This window comes from Magnetospirillum fulvum MGU-K5, from assembly GCF_000442515.1.
In the GTDB taxonomy this organism is placed as follows: domain Bacteria; phylum Pseudomonadota; class Alphaproteobacteria; order Rhodospirillales; family Magnetospirillaceae; genus Phaeospirillum; species Phaeospirillum fulvum_B.
In genome coordinates this window covers 29,709-46,757 of the sequence record NZ_AQPH01000003.1, presented here as the reverse complement: position 1 = coordinate 46,757, position 17,049 = coordinate 29,709, and the positions used below count along the sequence as shown (strand labels likewise).

Annotated in this window: 22 protein-coding genes, 1 tRNA gene and 1 pseudogene; 10 read left to right on the top strand and 14 right to left on the bottom strand. The window is 64.0% G+C overall.

All coding sequences use genetic code 11. From position 1 onward, the window contains the following. Positions 1-59: 59 nt before the first annotated feature. On the top strand, positions 60-668 hold the full coding sequence (locus K678_RS01490; protein WP_021130687.1) for a TetR/AcrR family transcriptional regulator: 609 nt from the start codon (positions 60-62) through the stop codon (positions 666-668). Positions 669-728: 60 nt separating this feature from the next. Here K678_RS01490 and K678_RS01485 read toward each other — a convergent pair whose 3' ends face one another. The 6 genes and pseudogenes from K678_RS01485 to cobT form a co-directional block, all read right to left on the bottom strand. Further along, positions 729-1,169, bottom strand: coding sequence for a phasin family protein (locus tag K678_RS01485; RefSeq protein ID WP_021130686.1), 441 nt, complete (start codon positions 1,167-1,169; stop codon positions 729-731). Positions 1,170-1,306: 137 nt separating this feature from the next. Beyond that, the gene (locus K678_RS19815; protein WP_021130685.1) at positions 1,307-1,768 is read right to left on the bottom strand and encodes a pyrroline-5-carboxylate reductase family protein; all 462 of its coding nucleotides are present in this window, start codon (positions 1,766-1,768) and stop codon (positions 1,307-1,309) included. A gap of 118 nt (positions 1,769-1,886) precedes the next feature. After that, positions 1,887-2,069 (bottom strand): annotated as a pseudogene (locus K678_RS19810) (pyrroline-5-carboxylate reductase); the annotation flags it as partial. Between the two features lie 54 nt (positions 2,070-2,123). Continuing rightward, the gene (locus tag K678_RS01475; protein ID WP_021130684.1) at positions 2,124-2,630 is read right to left on the bottom strand and encodes a type III secretion system chaperone family protein; all 507 of its coding nucleotides are present in this window, start codon (positions 2,628-2,630) and stop codon (positions 2,124-2,126) included. A 167-nt stretch (positions 2,631-2,797) separates the two neighbouring features. Continuing rightward, positions 2,798-3,064: an accessory factor UbiK family protein gene (locus tag K678_RS01470; RefSeq protein WP_021130683.1), complete on the bottom strand. Its 267-nt coding sequence runs from the start codon at positions 3,062-3,064 to the stop codon at positions 2,798-2,800. Between the two features lie 103 nt (positions 3,065-3,167). Continuing rightward, entirely contained in the window at positions 3,168-4,181 is a 1,014-nt protein-coding gene (cobT, locus tag K678_RS01465) for a nicotinate-nucleotide--dimethylbenzimidazole phosphoribosyltransferase (RefSeq protein WP_021130682.1), read from the bottom strand. A 56-nt stretch (positions 4,182-4,237) separates the two neighbouring features. On the opposite strand from cobT, the gene cobS reads away from it, so the two are divergent. Next, positions 4,238-5,023 (top strand): adenosylcobinamide-GDP ribazoletransferase, encoded by a 786-nt coding sequence (gene cobS, locus K678_RS01460; RefSeq protein ID WP_021130681.1) that lies wholly within the window; start codon positions 4,238-4,240, stop codon positions 5,021-5,023. A 16-nt stretch (positions 5,024-5,039) separates the two neighbouring features. Here the strand turns inward: cobS and K678_RS01455 are convergent, their stop codons facing one another. Next, positions 5,040-5,891 carry a 23S rRNA (adenine(2030)-N(6))-methyltransferase RlmJ gene (locus tag K678_RS01455; protein WP_021130680.1) on the bottom strand — a complete coding sequence of 284 codons (852 nt, stop codon included), beginning with the start codon at positions 5,889-5,891 and terminating at the stop codon, positions 5,040-5,042. Between the two features lie 148 nt (positions 5,892-6,039). Here K678_RS01455 and K678_RS01450 point away from each other — a divergent pair, with 148 nt between their 5' ends. The 3 genes from K678_RS01450 (at position 6,040) to K678_RS01440 (ending at position 8,156) form a co-directional block, all read left to right on the top strand. Beyond that, complete coding sequence (locus K678_RS01450) at positions 6,040-6,564, top strand: PAS domain-containing protein (RefSeq protein ID WP_021130679.1); 525 nt, start codon at positions 6,040-6,042, stop codon at positions 6,562-6,564. Next, the gene (locus K678_RS01445; protein WP_051185807.1) at positions 6,539-7,810 is read left to right on the top strand and encodes a methyl-accepting chemotaxis protein; all 1,272 of its coding nucleotides are present in this window, start codon (positions 6,539-6,541) and stop codon (positions 7,808-7,810) included. The genes K678_RS01450 and K678_RS01445 overlap by 26 nt, the downstream gene beginning before the upstream one ends. 115 nt (positions 7,811-7,925) lie before the next feature. Further along, positions 7,926-8,156: a helix-turn-helix domain-containing protein gene (locus K678_RS01440; protein ID WP_021130677.1), complete on the top strand. Its 231-nt coding sequence runs from the start codon at positions 7,926-7,928 to the stop codon at positions 8,154-8,156. A 40-nt stretch (positions 8,157-8,196) separates the two neighbouring features. Here the strand turns inward: K678_RS01440 and K678_RS01435 are convergent, their stop codons facing one another. From K678_RS01435 to K678_RS01415, 5 genes are all read right to left on the bottom strand, one after another. Next, complete coding sequence (locus K678_RS01435) at positions 8,197-10,497, bottom strand: transglycosylase domain-containing protein (protein ID WP_021130676.1); 2,301 nt, start codon at positions 10,495-10,497, stop codon at positions 8,197-8,199. A gap of 87 nt (positions 10,498-10,584) precedes the next feature. Next, complete coding sequence (locus K678_RS01430; protein WP_331270942.1) at positions 10,585-11,412, bottom strand: lysophospholipid acyltransferase family protein; 828 nt, start codon at positions 11,410-11,412, stop codon at positions 10,585-10,587. Next, the gene (locus K678_RS01425; RefSeq protein WP_021130674.1) at positions 11,390-12,199 is read right to left on the bottom strand and encodes a GNAT family N-acetyltransferase; all 810 of its coding nucleotides are present in this window, start codon (positions 12,197-12,199) and stop codon (positions 11,390-11,392) included. The genes K678_RS01430 and K678_RS01425 overlap by 23 nt, the downstream gene beginning before the upstream one ends. 43 nt (positions 12,200-12,242) lie before the next feature. Further along, entirely contained in the window at positions 12,243-12,674 is a 432-nt protein-coding gene (locus tag K678_RS01420; RefSeq protein WP_021130673.1) for a Fur family transcriptional regulator, read from the bottom strand. A 95-nt stretch (positions 12,675-12,769) separates the two neighbouring features. After that, on the bottom strand, positions 12,770-13,189 hold the full coding sequence (locus tag K678_RS01415; protein ID WP_021130672.1) for a Ros/MucR family transcriptional regulator: 420 nt from the start codon (positions 13,187-13,189) through the stop codon (positions 12,770-12,772). A gap of 72 nt (positions 13,190-13,261) precedes the next feature. Between K678_RS01415 and K678_RS01410 the strand changes: the two genes are divergently transcribed. Continuing rightward, a complete protein-coding gene (locus tag K678_RS01410; protein WP_331270941.1) occupies positions 13,262-13,537 on the top strand; it encodes a sulfurtransferase TusA family protein in 276 nt (91 codons plus the stop codon). Position 13,538: 1 nt separating this feature from the next. Here the strand turns inward: K678_RS01410 and K678_RS01405 are convergent, their stop codons facing one another. Both K678_RS01405 and tsaB read right to left on the bottom strand, forming a co-directional pair. Further along, the gene (locus K678_RS01405; RefSeq protein WP_021130670.1) at positions 13,539-14,048 is read right to left on the bottom strand and encodes a GNAT family N-acetyltransferase; all 510 of its coding nucleotides are present in this window, start codon (positions 14,046-14,048) and stop codon (positions 13,539-13,541) included. Next, on the bottom strand, positions 14,045-14,704 hold the full coding sequence (gene tsaB, locus K678_RS01400) for a tRNA (adenosine(37)-N6)-threonylcarbamoyltransferase complex dimerization subunit type 1 TsaB (RefSeq protein ID WP_021130669.1): 660 nt from the start codon (positions 14,702-14,704) through the stop codon (positions 14,045-14,047). The genes K678_RS01405 and tsaB overlap by 4 nt, the downstream gene beginning before the upstream one ends. Positions 14,705-14,747: 43 nt before the next feature. On the opposite strand from tsaB, the gene ddpX reads away from it, so the two are divergent. The 4 genes from ddpX to K678_RS01380 all read left to right on the top strand — a co-directional run bounded on the left by ddpX (position 14,748) and on the right by K678_RS01380 (position 17,010). Continuing rightward, a complete protein-coding gene (ddpX, locus tag K678_RS01395; protein WP_021130668.1) occupies positions 14,748-15,317 on the top strand; it encodes a D-alanyl-D-alanine dipeptidase in 570 nt (189 codons plus the stop codon). Between the two features lie 129 nt (positions 15,318-15,446). Beyond that, a tRNA-Gly gene (locus K678_RS01390) sits at positions 15,447-15,521 on the top strand. Positions 15,522-15,816: 295 nt separating this feature from the next. Further along, positions 15,817-16,296 (top strand): Ros/MucR family transcriptional regulator, encoded by a 480-nt coding sequence (locus K678_RS01385; protein ID WP_021130667.1) that lies wholly within the window; start codon positions 15,817-15,819, stop codon positions 16,294-16,296. Between the two features lie 24 nt (positions 16,297-16,320). Next, positions 16,321-17,010 (top strand): DUF7168 domain-containing protein, encoded by a 690-nt coding sequence (locus tag K678_RS01380; RefSeq protein WP_021130666.1) that lies wholly within the window; start codon positions 16,321-16,323, stop codon positions 17,008-17,010. Positions 17,011-17,049: the final 39 nt, after the last annotated feature.

Here is a 17,049-nt window from a genome sequence, read left to right as displayed (position 1 = left end):
TCTTCCCTTCCCTAAACTGAACCGTATGGTTTAGTTTAGGGAAGGTGTATGGAGGAACAATGTCGGACTCGAGTCGCTGTCACCGCCCTTCGGCCAAACGTGAGGCCATTCTTGACGCTGCGGGCAGCGTTTTTCTTGAAGTTGGCTATGCCGCCGCCAGCATGGACACGGTCGCCAACCGCGCCGGGGTGTCCAAGGCGACGATCTACGCCCACTTCACCGACAAGGACGATCTGTTCCGCGCGGTGATCCGGATGCGCTGCGAGCGCAACATGACCTTTGCCGCCGTCGATAACACGTTGGATGCCCGCGCCACCCTGACCATCATCGGCCAGCGCTTGCTGGGATTGCTGCTTCAGCCCGAGACGCTGGCGATGTTCCGACTGGTCACCGCCGAAGCCCACCGCCAACCCGATCTTGCCCGCGCTTTCTATGAATCCGGCCCCGGTACCGGCAAAGGCCAGATCGCCCAGGTGTTCGTCGATCTGGGTCGACGCGGCTTGCTGTCGGTTGACGATGCGTGGCAGATGGCCGACCTGTTTATCGGCATGTTGCGCACCGATCTGTTCATGCGCACCCTGCTGGGCCTGCCCCAGCCCGAAGGACGCACCGTCGACAAGGCGATTTCCGCCGCAGTCGAAACGATGCTGCGGGCTTTCGCTCCCTAAAACGCCAAAGGCCTCCCCCGTCCGGGACGGGGAAGGCCGCATCGGCACAAACCGATCGCGCTATTTCTTGGCAGCGGCCTTGGAGAACGCCTCGCGGGCTTCATCCAGGCTCTGGCTGAACCGCTTGTTGAGCAGATCGAAGGCATCCGAATTGGCCTTGGTGATCAGCTCGGCCAGCTCGCGGGCGTTGACCAGCGCGCGTTCGAACGCATCCTTGGCCAACTCGGCCTGACGAGCCGCCTTTTCATGCGGCGCCCCCGGCTCGACGATATCCTTAGAGAGATGAGAGACCTCATCAATGGCCTGGCGCAGAATCTCGACCTGACGCTTGACGACGTTCTGAAGGCCTTCGAAGGCCAGCTTGTTGGCCTGAGTCAGCGCCTCGATATTCTTGCGCTGGCTGGCAACGATGGTTTCAACATCGACACCGGGAACCTTGAAGTCACCGAGATATTTGCTGACGTCGAAATCAAAAATGTTATCGGACTGATTCGCGGCCATGCTGACACCCTCCATCCGCTGCACGATATTGCAGTGCAGCGGAGGGTGCCAAACCGCCATCGGAGAGTCAACAATTGTGACTCCCCTACGTACATTTCCCCGTTCTTTTTTAAATCATTACGGGGGGATGGTCCCCCCTATCCAGCCAGTTCGCGGCTGCGATGCTCGGCGGCGGCCAGGGCGTCGCGCAGCAACGGGCCGAATCCAGCCGCCTCGTCCATCAGCACCGCCAGAGCGGCAGCGGTAGTCCCTGCCGGACTGGTCACGGCGCGACGCAGATCACCCGCCGAATCGGCGGACAAACGAAGCAATTCGCCCGATCCGGAAACGGTGGTGCGGGCCAGACGCACCGCCAGAGCGGGATCGAGGCCCAGCGCCGCCCCGGCCTCGGCCATCGCTTCGGCCAGCAGGAAGACATAGGCCGGACCCGAACCGGACAGAGCGGTGACAGCATCCATCTGGGCTTCGTCGGCGATCCAGCCGACCTCGCCCACCGCTTCCAGCAACGATTCCGCCAGGGCGCGGCGGTCGGCGGAAACCGTTTCGTCGGCAAAACAAACCGTGATGCCACGGCGCACCGCCGCAGGCGTGTTGGGCATCGCCCGCACGATCGCCAGGTCGTCGCCAAAGGCGCGGCGGAAAATAGGCGGTCGGCTTCCCGGCGGCGATCGACAGGAACAAGGCCGACGCGACGAAACGACGATAGGGCGGCAACGCCGCCTCCATCATCTGCGGCTTGACCGCCAGCACGACGACATCAGGAACAAAACCGGCGGGGATCGAGTCGGCATCGGCCACCACATTCACCGGCCCGACGGTGGGGCGGGTGGGATCGACCACCACCAGATCGGCGGCGGCGATGCCGCGATCAAGCCAGCCCGACAGCAAAGCGGACCCCATCCGGCCGCACCCGACCAGAAGCACCTTCGTCATGTCAATTCGTCCCCGAAATAATTAGGCCTCGCCCGCCGTTTCCAGCATCGACGCCGCGACGGCGTCCCGGGCGCTTTTGCCGCCCCAGATCACGAACTGGAACGCGGGATAAAAGCGCTCGCACTCGCTGACGGCGATATCGACCAGATCCTCGACCTGCTCTTGCGACAGAGCGGTCCCGTTGCGGAGCAGCGAGGTGTGGCGGAACATCGGCACCGCCTCGTCCTCCCACAGGCCGAAATGACCCAGCCAGAGCTTTTCATTGACGATGGCGAGCAAATCGCAAATCGGTGCCCGCTTGGTTTCGGGCACCTTCATGTCGAACGCACAGGTGAAATGGATCGCGCCCATATCTTCGCGCCAAGCGAAGTAAAGCGAGTAATTACACCATTTCCCCGGGACCTCGGCGGCCAATTCCTCGTCGCTGCGCCGGTCAAAGGCCCAGTCGTTGGCGGCGACGAATTGTTCGACCAGATCGACCGGGTTGGCCTGAGGCTCATCGTCGTGACAAGCAGCGGTCAACGTCATGCCGTGAGTCCTCCTTGGCATGGCACCATTCGGCAGAAGCGTCCCGGAATCAAATTGTTGTATCCGGTACGCTTCTTTCCGACAAAGGATAGCCTAAGCACACGCTTTCCGAGGACGCAAGGCAATCCTCGGTTAAAGCGTGTGAATTTTTGTGGATAACCGGCCGATTACAGCCGGGTATCGCTCACTTCAGCCAGACGGGCTTCGAGAACCCGAATGCGCGCCTCAAGCGATTCCTGTTCCTGCCGCGCCTTGCGGGCAATCGCGCTCACCACCTCGAACTCTTCGCGGGTGACCAGATCAAGACCGGCGGTGAAGCGCTCGAAATGCTCGCGAAGCCGAGACTCGACCTCGCCACGCAGACCCGACAGCGCTCCCAGGGCGCCATTGGCGACGCGGCCGAAATCGTTGAGAAGCGGATTATGAATGGACATGATGATTCCTGGGCTGGAAAATTGCGGCGACATTATGGACAGGCCGACGCCGAAGCGCCAGCCTGTTGATTGTACTTTTCCTCACCCCTGCCCCACCGAGATGTCAGCCCTTGTCGCTGACACCCGCCTCGTCAAAGGTCGCCATCCCGTTATGGCAGGCAATCGCGCCGCGCAACAGGCCGACCGCCAGCGCCGCCCCCGAGCCTTCGCCCAACCGCAGACCGAGATCGAGCAACGGATCGGCCCCCAGCGCCGCCAGCAAACGACGATGGCCCGGCTCGGCCGAGACGTGGGCGACCCGGCAATGGGCCAGCGCGCCCGGCCGCGCCACTTCGAGCGCCGCCACCGCCGCAGTGACGACATAGCCGTCAAGCAGCACCGGCACCCGGCGGAACCGCGCCGCCACCGTCGCTCCGGCCAGCGCCACCAATTCGCGACCGCCCAGGGCGCGGAGGATTTCCAGCGGCGGCAGGCCGCGATGACGGGCCACCCCGGCGGCAACCACCTCGATCTTGCGGGCCAGCGCCCCGCCTTCGACCCCGGTGCCCCGCCCGGTCCATTCCACCGCCTCGCCGCCATAGAGCGCGCAGGCCAGCGCCGCCGCAGGCGTGGTGTTGCCGATTCCCATCTCGCCCAACACCAGCAGATCGGCGCCCTCTGGCACCGCGTCGATCCCGGCCTGGAAGGCGTTTACGAACTCGGCTTCGGTCAGGGCCGGTCCCTGGGTGAAATCGGCGGTCGGACGGTCGAGATCGAGCGAGACGACATCAAGGCCGACGCCATAGGCCCGGCACAATTGATTGATCGCCGCGCCGCCATGCTGGAAGTTGGCGACCATCTGCACCGTCACTTCGGCGGGAAAAGCCGAAACGCCCAGAGCGGCAACGCCATGATTTCCGGCGAAGATCCGGGCGTAAGGCGCGTCGAGCCGCGGGGGATGACGCCCCTGCCAGGTCGACAGCCAGCCCGACAAATCTTCAAGCCGACCCAGCGACCCAGCCGGTTTGGTCAGGCGCGGTTCGCGCGCGGCCCAGGCGGCGGCGGCGGCTTCATCGCCCTCCGGCAGTCGCGCCAACAGAGCGGAAACGTCGTCCAGACCGGAAATCGTCAGGGTCACGAGCTTGCCCCCAAGGTGTTGCTGTTAAAAGTGCTTCGACCTATAACCGAACCATCATGGCCGAGTCACCCCACATTCCCGCGAACCCGCCCCGCGGCTGGCTCGCTGATCTTCATCTTGCCGCCACCTTTCTGACCCGTCTGCCCCTGCCCGATCCGGGTGCGGTGCCGCCGGGCGGTCTGGCCGCCGCGATGCGCTGCTTTCCCCTGGTGGGCGCCGGGCTGGGACTGGTCGCCGGGCTGATCGCCGCCGCCGCCTCAACCGTGCTGCCGCCGCTGGCCGCCGCGCTGCTGGCGGTGCTGGTGCTGGTGCTGGCCACCGGGGCGCTGCACGAAGACGGGCTGGCCGATTTCGCCGATGGTCTGGGAGCCCGGGGCGGACCCGAACGGCGGCTGGAAGTGATGCACGATTCCCGCAACGGCACCTTCGGGGTGCTGGCGCTGGTGTTCTCGGTCGCGTTACGCGCCACCGCCCTTGCCGCCATTACCGGAGCCGCCGCCAAGATCGGCGCGCTGGTCGCGGCGGCGGCGCTGTCGCGCGCCCTGATCCCGGTGGCGATGCGTTGCCTCCCCCCGGCCCGGCCCGATGGGCTGGCCGCCCTGGCCGGACGACCGGGCGCCGATTGCGCCTTGACCGCCTTTGCCCTGGGCGCATTGTTCGCCGGGCTGGGATTGGGCTTGGCGGCGATTCCGGCCATCGCCTGTGCCGCCCTGGTTGGGCTGGGAGTGGCCGAACTGGCCCGACGCCGCCTGGGCGGCTATACCGGCGATGTGCTGGGTGCGGTGGCTCAGGCTTCGGAAATCGCCTTGCTGCTTGCCGCCGCCGCCCTGATCTCCGGTTGATCCGCCACCGTCGGTCTTAGGCGCGCAGGTCGGACTCTGACACCAGGGTTTCCAAGCGGTAAAAGCCGCCGTCAGGTGCCAGCACTTCGGTCAGCCAGGGCAGCAGGTCGGCCAGTTCGCGGTCGAGCCCCCACGGCGGATTGACCACGACCAAACCGCTGCCGTTCAGCCGGAACGGATCGACCGGGGGACGCAGCATCAGCTCGACCGCCAGCGTCTCGGCCGCGGCCTCGGTGCGCAACGCGTCATACAGCCGATCAATCGGCTCCATCCCCTTGATCGGATACCACACCAGGGTAACCGCGTTGGCCCAGCGCCGCCGGATCCGGCGCAGCGCCGACAGCAGGCGCTCGTGCTCGTTCTTGACCTCGAAGGGCGGGTCGATCAGCACCACACCGCGCCGTTCCGGCGGCGGCAGCAGCCCCTTGACCGCGACATAGCCATCCATGTGATGGACCCCAACGCGGCGGTCGGCGGCATAGCGACGGCGTAACACCTCGACATCCTCGGGATGCAGTTCGACCAGGGCCAGCCGGTCGGTCTCGCGCAGCATCCCGCGCACCAGCTCGGGCGAGCCGGGATAGGTGGTGCAGCCCCCGGCCGGATTGGCGGCCCGCACCGCCGCCAGATAGGGATCGAGCGCGGCGGGGGGAGCGGCAGCCTCGAGCAGCCGGGTAATACCGCTTTTGAATTCGCCGGTCCGCTGTGCTTCATCCGCCTCAAGGTTGTAAGAACCGATACCGGCATGGGTATCCAACGCGAAGAAAGGCTTATCCTTTCGCTTTAATGCCGATACTACCATCGTCAATAGCGTATGTTTTACGACATCGGCGAAATTGCCGGCGTGATAGGCGTGGCGGTAATTCATGGCGTTTCCGTGATTTTGATACAAATTGTTGCACGATGTCATAGACCGAAATCACCTATATCGTATAGTGTTTACCTCTGTCTGATTGGCCTAACCGATTAGGCGGGGAATAGCTTATTTCGTTCTTCTTTTTCAACGAGTGTCCGACATGAGCAAGCAGGATATATACCTGACTGGCGTCGAGCGTACTTTCGGGCGGGACGAGATTATCGTTAGCAAGACCGATCCCAAAGGACGGATCATTTATGCTAATCAAATCTTTCTAAATATCGCCGGCTATACTGAAGATGAAGCACTGGGGGCGCCTCACAGCCTCATCCGGCACCCGGCCATGCCCCGCTGCGTCTTTAAATTGCTGTGGGAAACGATTGAGTCGGGCAAAGAAATATTCGCCTATGTCTTGAATCGGGCAAAAAACGGCGACCATTACTGGGTTCTGGCCCATGTTACCCCGACTTTTGATAGTGCGGGAAATATCGTCAGCTACCACTCGAACCGCCGCTCGCCCCGACGCGACGCTGTCGCCAAAGCGGAAGCGCTGTATCGCGAGTTGTTGGCCATCGAGCAGGCGAACCCCGATCGCAAGGCGGGGATGGATGCCGCCTTCCAGGCCATGGTCTCCAAATTACAAGCGGCGGGAATTCCCTATGATGAATTCGTCTTCACTCTTTAAGGCCCTGGTCGCCGCCGCTCTGGCCTCGGTGATCTGCGCCGTGGCCGCGGGGCTGGCTCTGCTGCGGGGCCAGATCGTCGATGCCTCGATCATCGCCGTGGCGCTCAGCGCCGGATTGATCGCAATCGCCCTGATGCTGCGCACCAACAAGGCGATCAACCGCGCCACCGAGGTTCTGAACGCGGCGGCGGCGGGACGGCTTGATTCCCGCGTGATCCACATCACCGAACGCGGTCAGGTCGGCGCTTTGGAACACTCGATCAACCGCCTGCTTGATCTGACCGAAGTGTTCACCAAGGAAGCCGATGCCGCGATGGCCCTGACCTCCGAGGGACGCTATTTCCGCCATATCCTGACCGAAGGGATGGTCGGGGAATTCGCCGATCACGCCCGTCTGATCAATCGGGCCTTGAGCGAGATGGAACGCCGCTCACGCGAATTCACCATCGAAGCGACCGGGGTTGGCAACACCATCAAACACGTCACCAGCGTCGTCGCCTCGACCGCGACCGAACTGGAAGCGACCGCCCAGCAGATGTCGTTGATCGCCACCCAGACCAGCGATCAGTCGAGCCGGGTTGCCGCCGCCGCCGAGCAGGTTTCGTCGGGGATTCGCGAGGTTGCCAGCCGCATCCAGCATTCCGCCCACATGGCGCAGGACACGATGCACGTCGCCCTGTCGACCGATTCCGCGATCAATGGCCTGAACGAGGCGGCTCAGAAGATCGGCGAGGTGGTCAATCTGATCACCGAGATCGCCAGCCAGACCAATTTGTTGGCGCTGAACGCGACGATCGAGGCCGCCCGTGCCGGTGAAGCGGGCAAGGGCTTTGCCGTCGTCGCCAACGAGGTCAAGCACCTCGCCAACCAGACCGCCCGCGCCACCGAAGAGATTTCGACCCAGATCGGCAGCATGCGCGAAGCGACCCAGACCGCCGTGTCCGCCGTCCGGACCATTGCTGGCAAGATCCGTGAGATCAACGACGACGCCACCGGGATCGCCGCCTCGACCGAGCAGCAGAGCAGCGCCGTCGCCGAAATGAGCCGTTCGATCCGTACCGTCGCCAGCGACGTCCAAATCGTCGCCGACACGATCGGTCAGGTCGCCGACACCGCCGGTACCGCCACCGACGCCGCCGGTCAGGTGTTGATCGCGGCGGGCGATCTGGCCTCGCGGACCGTTTCAATGAATGACGACATCGAAGCCTTCGTCACCCGGGTCTGCTCGGGTCTGCGCCAGCAATAACCCAAAACGATCAGTGGAACAGCCAACTCTCGCCGCGTGATTGACAGCGGCCCCGGCATGAAGGAAATTTTCTGACATTCCTATTCGCGCCCTGGTTGGGGCCTGGGGCCGAGACATGACCGATACGGAATTCACCGAAACGCTGGCCCGGTTGGGGCTGTCTCAGGCAGCCCTCGCCCGGCTGCTCGACGAACTGGGAGAGCGCCAGCCCGCATCGACCACCGTCTGGCGCTGGGCCGACGGTCGCTCTCGCGTTCCGATTGGGATCGGGGCATTGCTCCGTCTGCTGGAATCCCTGCCCGCCGATCTGCGCAGCGACCTCACCCGCAAGGCGACCCGGCAATAGCGGGCCGCGCCGGGTGACAGTCGGCGCGGATCGGCTTCGATCAGCGGCCGAAGATTCCCTTCAACAGATCGTCGATGGTATCGCCCAATCCACCGCCGGACTCCTCGGTCGGAGTCCCACCCGGTTCGCCCGACGGCTCGCCCGGAGCGGGTTGTTCCATCGCAGGCATCGTCAGCGGCCGGGGCGGCAGACCCTGGTTGGCGGCGACCATCACCTGCTTCCACAATTGAGCGGGCAGACCGCCGCCGGTCACTTTTTTCATTTCGTTTCTGTAATCGTCATTGCCGAGCCACACCCCGGCGACGTAATCGGCGGTAAAGCCCATGAACCAAGCGTCACGGTAATCCTGGGTGGTTCCGCTCTTGCCTGCGGCGGGACGATCAAGCCGAGCCGCCTTGCCCGATCCGTTTTGAATCACGGCAGTCATCATGTCCTGCATCCGCGCCAGCGCGGTGGGCGAGATCACCTGACCAAAGCCGCCGCCCTGACGCTTATACAGGACATGGCCGGAAGGATCGGTAATCTGGGCAACGCCATAAGCGGTCACCCCCTGGCCGCCATTGGCAAAGGCAGCATAGGCGTTGGTCATCTCCAGCAAGGTCACCTCGCTGGTCCCCAGCGCCAGGGTCGCGTCGCGGCGCAGATCGGACGAGATGCCAAGACGGCGGGCGGTGGAAATCACCCGGTTGGGACCAACCGCTTCGACCAGCCGGACCGCGACGGTGTTGATGGATTCGGCCAGGGCCTGACGCAGGGTGATGGTGCCGAGATAGCGGCCGGTGTAATTGCCCGGACTCCAATTGCCCAGCTTGATCGGCGCATCTTCCATGGTGTCGTCGGGGCTATAGCCGCGTTCCATCGCAGTCAGATAGACGAACGGTTTGAACGCTGAACCGGGCTGGCGCAGGCCTTGGGCGGCTCGGTTAAACTGGCTGTCGTCATACTCGCGACCGCCGACCATCGCCCGCACCGCGCCATCCGGGGTCATCACCACCACCGCGCCCTGGCTGACATTAGCCTTGGCCCCCGGGCCGGCCAGCAGCGCCTTCAGATCGGCCTCGACCTTGCGTTGCAGGCCAAGATCAAGCGTGGTCTGGATCACGATGTCGCGCCCCGCCACTTCGCCGAACTGGTCGAGATGGCTCATCATCCAGTCGGCAAAGTACCGCCCGGCGGCGGGAGCGCGGTGGACCAGTTCGGCCGCCCCGGTGACCTGGGCAGCATCGGCGGTTTTCTGGTCGATATACCCAGCCTCGACCATGTTCTGCACCACGTCAGCGGTGCGACGCCGCGAGGCCTCGGGATCGTTAATCGGGCTATAGCGCGACGGCGCCTTCAACAGCCCGGCGATCACCGCCGACTGATACAGCCCGATCTTGCGGGCGGAAACATCGAAGTAGCGCCGCGCCGCCGCATCGACGCCGAACGTCCCCGATCCCAGATAAACCCGGTTGAGATACAGCGCGAGGATCTGTTCCTTGCTGAAGCGCCGTTCCAGCCACAGCGCCATCAACACTTCCTGCATCTTGCGCTTCATCGTGCGGTCGGGCGTCAGAAACAGGTTCTTGGCCAACTGCTGGGTGACCGTCGAGCCGCCCTGCACCACATGCCCGGCGCGAAGATTGGTGTAGAAGGCTCGGGCCAGACCGAACAGATCGATTCCGAAATGGCTGAAGAAGCGGCGGTCCTCGGTCGCCAGCACCGCCTGGATCAGATAGGGCGAAATCTCGGGCAAGGTCAGCGGCTCGCCGTACAGATCACCAAAGGCGGCGAACACCTCGCCTTCGACCGACTGGAACACCACGCTGGGCCGCCTCGTCGTCGCGGTCATCTTGTCGATATCGGGCAGATCGACCGCGTAATAGGCGACAACCCCGCCGATACCGACCCCGACCCAGATCGCCAGGGTCAGGCCCCAGATCAGCAAGCGGCGTCCCCAGCCACCACCGCGACGACCGCCACTGCCGTCTCCACCGCCACTCAAGCGACGGCGCAGCCCCTTCGATGCACGGGGCGGCGCGGGCGGCATCGGTTCGGGCCGCAACCGGCCTTCCTGCGACTTCGCCGCCTTGCGCGACAGACGCGGTTCGAACGCCTCGCGCGGGTCTGGACGCAAGGGGGGAGCGGGCGGCTCGGGCGGACGGGAATGCTGCTGCTGTACCTCGCGATAAAAGCGCGGCTCGCGCTTTGGCTCACGCGCCAACGCCGGAAAGGGCTTCGGCGGCGCGCTCTCTTCGCTCGAGATCAGACGATCGGACGGATCGACCGACAACGGCGCGGCAGGGGTTGCGGCGCGGGGGCCGGTCTCGGACACAACGCGGGGAGTGGAGGGAGCGGCCATGGCGAGTCTAAAACATGTCCCGGACACGGGGGAAAGGGAACGATCGGTCGTGGTGCGGGCGTCCCAGCAGGGCGATACCGATGGACGTCAGGCCCGGCCAGCCAGCAAGGAGGCGACACCGTTGGCGACGAGATCGTGACAATGCACCGTCAATTCCTTACGCGACGGAAACGAGGCCAGCGAGGTTGCCGGATGGAACGTCACCTCGATCGTGACCCGGCCCAACCCCAGCGCCCCCAACAAGTGACCAGCCAGCGTCATGTCGCCGTACCAGGCGAGAAACGGGCGCATCGCCCGGGTGAGCGGCAGCCCTTCCAGCCGGGTGTAGGCCAACGACACCGGCTGAACCGGCAAGGGACGGACAATCCCGTCCGGGCCGGTCAGGCCGGTTTCGGCCACCGACAGCAGCGCGCTTTTGAACGGCAGAACGTGATTGCCGTCGTTGCTGGTCCCCTCGGCGAACAAGATCAGCGAATCGCCGCCTTCCAACCGGTGGCGAACGCTGTCCCGCTCGCGCCGGGTCGCCGCGGGGCGGCGATCGACGAAGACGGTCCGGGCCAGACGGGCCAGCAGGCCGAACCCCGGCCATCCCGCCACTTCGGATTTGGCGATGAAGCAGGCGGGAATCAGACTGCCCAGCACGATGATGTCGAGATAGCTGGCGTGATTACAGACATAGAGTGCCGGACCGGCCCCGACGGCGGGCGCACCGCGCGCCACCACCTGAAAGCCGATCAACCGGACCACCACCTGCCAGTAAAACAGAACGACCCGACCGCCCAGGCGGTTGGAAAACAATCGCACCGCCAGATAGGGAGGAACCAGCAGCAGCGTCCACACCGTGAACGCGGCAAAACGCACCAGACCGAGAACCGGCGAGACCATCACGGTCTCAGACTTCAGAGGTGGCGTCACGCACGTTGCGTCCGTAGTGGCTGCGATATTTGTCGGTAATCAGGTCGGTCTTGACCAGGACGCAAATGTCGGTGGTGTTGAACTGGTGATCGATCACCGCGCCATCGCCGACAAAACCGCCCAGCCGCAGATAGCCCTTGATCAGCGGCGGCAGTTCGGCCAGGGCACGACGGGGATTGAGGCTTTCCTTCTCCGCCAGTTCCATATCGACATAGAGATGGGGCAAGGCACGCGGGCGCAGATGCTCGGGGGCCAGATGGTAATGGTAGAGATAGCCGAGATGCCCGGCCAGACGCCCGGGATCGGTGCCGGGCAGGCTGGCGCACCCGAACATCAGTTCGATATCGTGCTCGAAGACATAGGCGGCAATGCCGTCCCACAGCTTCTTCATCGTCGCGCCGTTGCGATACCCGGCATCGACGCAGGACCGCCCCAGTTCCATGAACCGGCAGCCATCGGCCAGAATGCGGGAAATGTCGTATTCGCCAGCGGTGTAAAACCGCCCGAACGCTTCGCCTGCCGCACGCGGCATCAGGCGATAGGTTCCCACCACGCCGTCCGGCCCGTCGCCGCGGGCGCGGTCGATCACCAGAAGATGGTCGCAAACGGCATCGAAATCGTCGACATCGCGGCGGCGGTCGCGGGTCGCCTCGGTGGGATGGGCCCCCATCTCCTCGTAGAAGACGCGATACCTCAGGGCCTGGGCAGCGGCAATTTCGTCCGGACCCGCGGCGAGCCTGACGTCGAGGCGGTCGGTTGGTTCATCTGCCGAGAGAGCGGATGGCATGATTCCTCTGAATCCGTCGGGACGCGCGGAAGGGCCGCGCTGCCTATTTCTCTGCCCGTTCGTCGTCGGGAGTCAACGGAACTCCGTACAGTTCCAGGCGGTGACCCACCAGCCGAAAGCCATATCGGCGCGCGATCTCGCGCTGAAGCGCCTCGATTTCGGAACTGGTGAATTCGATGACGGCCCCTGACTGCATGTCGATCAGGTGGTCATGATGATCCCCGGCCGCCTCTTCATAGCGGGCACGGCCGTCGCCAAAATCGTGGCGTTCCAGGATCGCCGCTTCTTCAAAGAGACGAACGGTACGGTAGACCGTCGCAATGCTGATGTTCGGATCGATATCGGTCGAGCGTCGATAGACTTCCTCGACATCGGGATGATCGGCCGAATCCGACAGCACACGGGCAATCACCCGCCGCTGCTCGGTCATCTTCATTCCCTTGTCGATACAGCGCTGTTCGATGCGCGAGACCATGGCGTATCCGTTGAGCGGCGACGGGAGAACCTGTTACCCACAAGCGGACGCCGCCGCACCTTGATCGACGGCGTCCGAATACCACCTGCGTTCGCTCAGACCGCCCGCTTGCGCGTCCGCGGCTTGGTCCCCAGGCCGATCTTCTTGGCCAGGCTGGACCGGTGCTGGGCGTAATTCGGGGCCACCATCGGGTAATCGGGCGGCAGGCCCCAACGCTCGCGATACTCTTCCGGGGTCATGTTGTAAGCGGTCTTGAGGTGCCGTTTCAACATTTTCAGTTTCTTGCCGTCTTCGAGGCAGATGATGTAGTCAGGCGTTACCGACTTGCGCACCGCGACGGCGGGCTGGGGCCGCTCGGGAACGGCCGGAGTGGTTCCGACCGACGACAGGGTGCGATAGACCTCCTGGATCAGGTGGGGCAGCTCTCCGATCGCCACGCTATTATTGCCGACATGCGCCGACACGATCTCGGTGGTGAGCGCAAGAAGTTCATTGTTACTCGAACGCTCCGACATTTAGAGCACCCCTCCCATTTCCTAACGATCGGCCTTATATAATTCCTTAAATCCGGCGAAGCAATAACCAATATGACAAAGCAAGATGACTGGAATCACATGACTGAAAACCCTAACTACTGTCTTGACATCACAGCGGAGGTCTGTCCGATGACCTTCGTCAAAGCCAAGTTGCTGATCGAACGGATGGCTCCCGGACAAACAGCCGAAATATGGCTAAAGGGTTGGGAACCTATTGAAAATGTGCCACGTTCGATACGCGAACTGGGGCACGAAATTCTGGAGATGACTCAAGTCATCGACGGCGATCCGCTTGGGCCGCATCGCCTTTTGATATGCAAGAAATAGTTTAGGGAGTTTTATCGGGATACTCTGCCGCGACATCGCTGAATTGCGGCTGATCCAGTGCCCGACGCATCGTTATCGCGTCAACACCTCCGTAATATCCCTTACGCCGCCCAAGATGAGCAAAGCCATGGCGGCGATAAAGCGCCTGACCGGCCGGGTTATCATCGGCGACTTCCAGGAACATCGCGGTCGCCCCCTGCGCTGCCGCGTCGGCCATCGCCGCGTCCAGCAGTCGCCCGCCCACCCCGCGGCCCCGCCAGGGCGGCAGCACCGCCAGGGTCAGGATTTCGGCTTCATCAAAGGTGCGCCGCCACATCACCAGCCCGGCCGGACCGGGCGGAACCGCGCTGGGCTGCCACTGGCCGCCATCGACGGCAATCAGCGCGCTGGTGCCCGGCATCAGCAGGACTTCAGCCATCGAGCGGGCGCTCCACGGTTCGGCGAAGCACACCGCATGCATCCCGGCCAGCAATTCGGCATGAAGCATCGCGGCCGGGACCAGCTCGATCATCGCTTCTGTCCGGGCAGAGTGACATCGGGAGCGCGCAGATACAGAGGCTCGGCCGACAAAGCCCGGCCTGTGCGCCACAAATCCTCTCCCACCCGCGCGACACAAGCCGCATCGGGCCAACCCGGCGAGGACGCCGCCACCGCCCCCGGCAGCACCGCCAGCAACCGCGCCCCGGCATCACCCGCCACCAGCACCGGGCCGGTCAGTTGCGCGGCAATCGCCTCGGGCTGGTGCGCCGCGACCGCGCCCAGCGGAGTCAGATCGGCGTCAAACAACTGAATCCAGGGATCGGCGCGGCGCGACTCGAGCACGACGGCGATGGTCTTTCCCTCGCGCTCCGCCTCGGGGATCGCCGCCGCGACCGCCAGCGAGGTCGGCACACCGGCCAAGGGCAGACCGGCAGCCAGGGCAAAGCCGCGCGCGGCGGCCAGACCGATCCGCAGGCCGGTGAACGCCCCCGGCCCAACCGTCACCGCCAGCAGATCAAGCCCGGAGACGGCGAGGCCGGATTCGTCCAGCACCGCCTTTATCATCGGCATCAGGGCTTCGCTTTGACCGCGAGCCATTACAGTCAAACGGCGGGCGACGACATGGCCATCCCGCAGCAGAGCCGCCGAACAGGCCGAGGTCGAGGTGTCGATGGCAAGAACATTCATCAGGCGGCTATACTGCGCCCGGCCAATCAAGGAAAGACCTAAGATGTCGCCTCTGGTACCCATTGCCCCGTCCGCCTTCAATATCGAGTTGGCTCTGGCCTATGCCACCGCCGACAACTTCACCGGCCGCCCGGTCTATCGTCCCGATGCCGGGAGCTGGCTTCATGCCGACGCCGCCCCGTTGCTGACCAAAGCGGCCGCGCTGGCCTATCCGCTGGGATTGCGGCTGCGCATCCTCGACGCCTTTCGTCCCGCCGAGGCGCAGTGGGTGTTGTGGGGCATTTGCCCCGATCCTGAATTCATCGCCGACCCGCATCTGGGCTCGACCCATTCGATGGGCGTCGCCGTCGATCTCGACCTGATCGATATCGCCACCGGCCAGCCGCTGGACATGGGAACCGGCTTCGACGCCTTTACCCCGCTCTCCCATCACGCCCGTCTCGACATCTCGCCCGAGGCCCAACGCCATCGCGCCTTGTTGCTGGGGCTGATGATTGCTGCGGGCTGGGAGTATAATCACCATGAATGGTGGCACTATCAGATGAAAGAGGCCCGCTCTTTGTATCCCATACTGTCCGATACGGTGCTTGGCGGTCATCCGATGATGCCCTGACGGCCTTGAATGGTTGCACCGGAACCCGGCCTGCAAAAAATTTGAAAAAAGTGCTTGCGCCGACCGATTCTTTTCGTAATATGCGGGCCTCCGGACGCCGGGACTTCCCGGCACCGGGCGCCAGACAGAGCGGGCGTAGCTCAGGGGTAGAGCACAACCTTGCCAAGGTTGGGGTCGAGGGTTCGAATCCCTTCGCCCGCTCCAAGTCTCTCACTTCGGTGAGAGCATCATCAAAAGGCTGGACCCTCCGGGTCCGGCCTTTTTGCTGTCTTTGCGCCTGCGTGTCGAAGAATAGTTCCGTGCTATCGGTAAGGCTTGTATTTTTCCACGAAAATCAGTCATGAACATGACTGGTCCGGATGCGGCAATTCCTGAGGCGCTGAATATTCGTATCTTCAGCAGCAAAGGCCCGGACTGGGCGCCGACGATGTCTCCGCCAGCCCAGCCGCGCAATTCACGCTCTGCACCGCACCGTGCCGCCTGTTTGGAGTCCGTCTGTATGATCCGCCTGACCTCGAAAATCGTGGCCGCCTACCTCCGCAACAACGCCGTGGCGACCACCGATCTGCCCGATCTGATCCGCAGCACCCACGCCACCCTGGTCAATATCGACAGCCCGGCCGCCGAAGCGCCGGAACGGCAGCAGCCCGCCGTCTCGATCCGCAAATCGGTGACCCCGGACGCGGTGTACTGTCTTGAGTGCGGCAAGCCGCAGAAAATGCTGAAGCGGCATCTCCAGACCGCGCACGATCTGTCGGTGGACGCCTACCGCGCCAAATGGTCGCTGCCGACCGATTATCCGATGGTCGCCTCGACCTATGCCGCACGCCGCTCGGAACTGGCCAAGTCGATCGGGCTGGGCACCAAGCCGCGGCAGGATCGCGCCTCCACCGCTTCCGAGCCGGTCGAGACCGCCGCGCCGGACTCGCAGCCGCAGCACCGCTACCCTGCGTCGCGCTGGTCCAAGCCGGTCGGCTGATCGAAGACCAAAGGAAGAGGCCGCATGGCGAGCGATCTCGACAAGCTCAAATCGCGGCTTCAGGCGTTGCGGGCCAAGACCACCGCCAACGGCTGCACCGAAGATGAAGCCCTGGCGGCGGCGGCAAAGGTCGCCGAACTGCTTGACCGCCACGATCTGTCGCTGAGCGATCTCGACCTGCGCGAGGAGCAGTGCGAACAGGTCGCGGTCGAGACCAACCGCAAGCAGCGCCAGCCGATTTCGGCCTGCATCCCCGCCATCGCCGATTATTGCGATTGCAAGGTCTGGCGCGAGAAAGACGAAACCGGACGGATCCGCTACATCTTCTTTGGACTGCGCCCCAGCCTGGAACTGGCCCGCTACGTCCATGACGTGATCGCCACCGCGATGCAGACCGCCTGGGAAGCCTATGCCCGCGACCAGCGCTTCATCCGCTATGGCCATGACGAACGCGGCTCGTTCCTGTTCGGCATGGCGGTATCGATTGCCGACAAGCTAGGCGCGATGAAGGCCGAACGCGACGAAGCCAACCGCCGTTCCAGCGGGCGCGATCTGGTCGTCGTTCGCCATGCCATCGTCGAGGCCGAGTTCGCCAAGCTTGATCTATCGCTGCGCCGTAGCCGCGCCTCGGGCAAGAAAGTCGCCGCCGCCGCCTTCGAAGCCGGGCAGTCCGCCGGGCAGGCGGTGACGATCCGCTCCGCCATTAGCGACTGAGGCGTTCGACCGCCGCCGGGCGTCGTTTTGATAAAGTAA

Bases quoted from the DNA above. Each gene is read 5' to 3' on its own strand.
- K678_RS01490 (WP_021130687.1), top strand. From the start codon at position 60: ATGTCGGACTCGAGTCGCTGTCACCGCCCTTCGGCCAAACGTGAGGCC.
- K678_RS01485 (WP_021130686.1), bottom strand. From the start codon at position 1,169: ATGGCCGCGAATCAGTCCGATAACATTTTTGATTTCGACGTCAGCAAA.
- K678_RS19815 (WP_021130685.1), bottom strand. From the start codon at position 1,768: ATGCCCAACACGCCTGCGGCGGTGCGCCGTGGCATCACGGTTTGTTTT.
- K678_RS01475 (WP_021130684.1), bottom strand. From the start codon at position 2,630: ATGACGTTGACCGCTGCTTGTCACGACGATGAGCCTCAGGCCAACCCG.
- K678_RS01470 (WP_021130683.1), bottom strand. From the start codon at position 3,064: ATGTCCATTCATAATCCGCTTCTCAACGATTTCGGCCGCGTCGCCAAT.
- cobS (WP_021130681.1), top strand. From the start codon at position 4,238: ATGGCCGAGTCACCCCACATTCCCGCGAACCCGCCCCGCGGCTGGCTC.
- K678_RS01455 (WP_021130680.1), bottom strand. From the start codon at position 5,891: ATGAATTACCGCCACGCCTATCACGCCGGCAATTTCGCCGATGTCGTA.
- K678_RS01450 (WP_021130679.1), top strand. From the start codon at position 6,040: ATGAGCAAGCAGGATATATACCTGACTGGCGTCGAGCGTACTTTCGGG.
- K678_RS01445 (WP_051185807.1), top strand. From the start codon at position 6,539: ATGATGAATTCGTCTTCACTCTTTAAGGCCCTGGTCGCCGCCGCTCTG.
- K678_RS01440 (WP_021130677.1), top strand. From the start codon at position 7,926: ATGACCGATACGGAATTCACCGAAACGCTGGCCCGGTTGGGGCTGTCT.
- K678_RS01435 (WP_021130676.1), bottom strand. From the start codon at position 10,497: ATGGCCGCTCCCTCCACTCCCCGCGTTGTGTCCGAGACCGGCCCCCGC.
- K678_RS01425 (WP_021130674.1), bottom strand. From the start codon at position 12,199: ATGCCATCCGCTCTCTCGGCAGATGAACCAACCGACCGCCTCGACGTC.
- K678_RS01420 (WP_021130673.1), bottom strand. From the start codon at position 12,674: ATGGTCTCGCGCATCGAACAGCGCTGTATCGACAAGGGAATGAAGATG.
- K678_RS01415 (WP_021130672.1), bottom strand. From the start codon at position 13,189: ATGTCGGAGCGTTCGAGTAACAATGAACTTCTTGCGCTCACCACCGAG.
- K678_RS01410 (WP_331270941.1), top strand. From the start codon at position 13,262: ATGACAAAGCAAGATGACTGGAATCACATGACTGAAAACCCTAACTAC.
- K678_RS01405 (WP_021130670.1), bottom strand. From the start codon at position 14,048: ATGATCGAGCTGGTCCCGGCCGCGATGCTTCATGCCGAATTGCTGGCC.
- tsaB (WP_021130669.1), bottom strand. From the start codon at position 14,704: ATGAATGTTCTTGCCATCGACACCTCGACCTCGGCCTGTTCGGCGGCT.
- ddpX (WP_021130668.1), top strand. From the start codon at position 14,748: ATGTCGCCTCTGGTACCCATTGCCCCGTCCGCCTTCAATATCGAGTTG.
- K678_RS01385 (WP_021130667.1), top strand. From the start codon at position 15,817: ATGATCCGCCTGACCTCGAAAATCGTGGCCGCCTACCTCCGCAACAAC.
- K678_RS01380 (WP_021130666.1), top strand. From the start codon at position 16,321: ATGGCGAGCGATCTCGACAAGCTCAAATCGCGGCTTCAGGCGTTGCGG.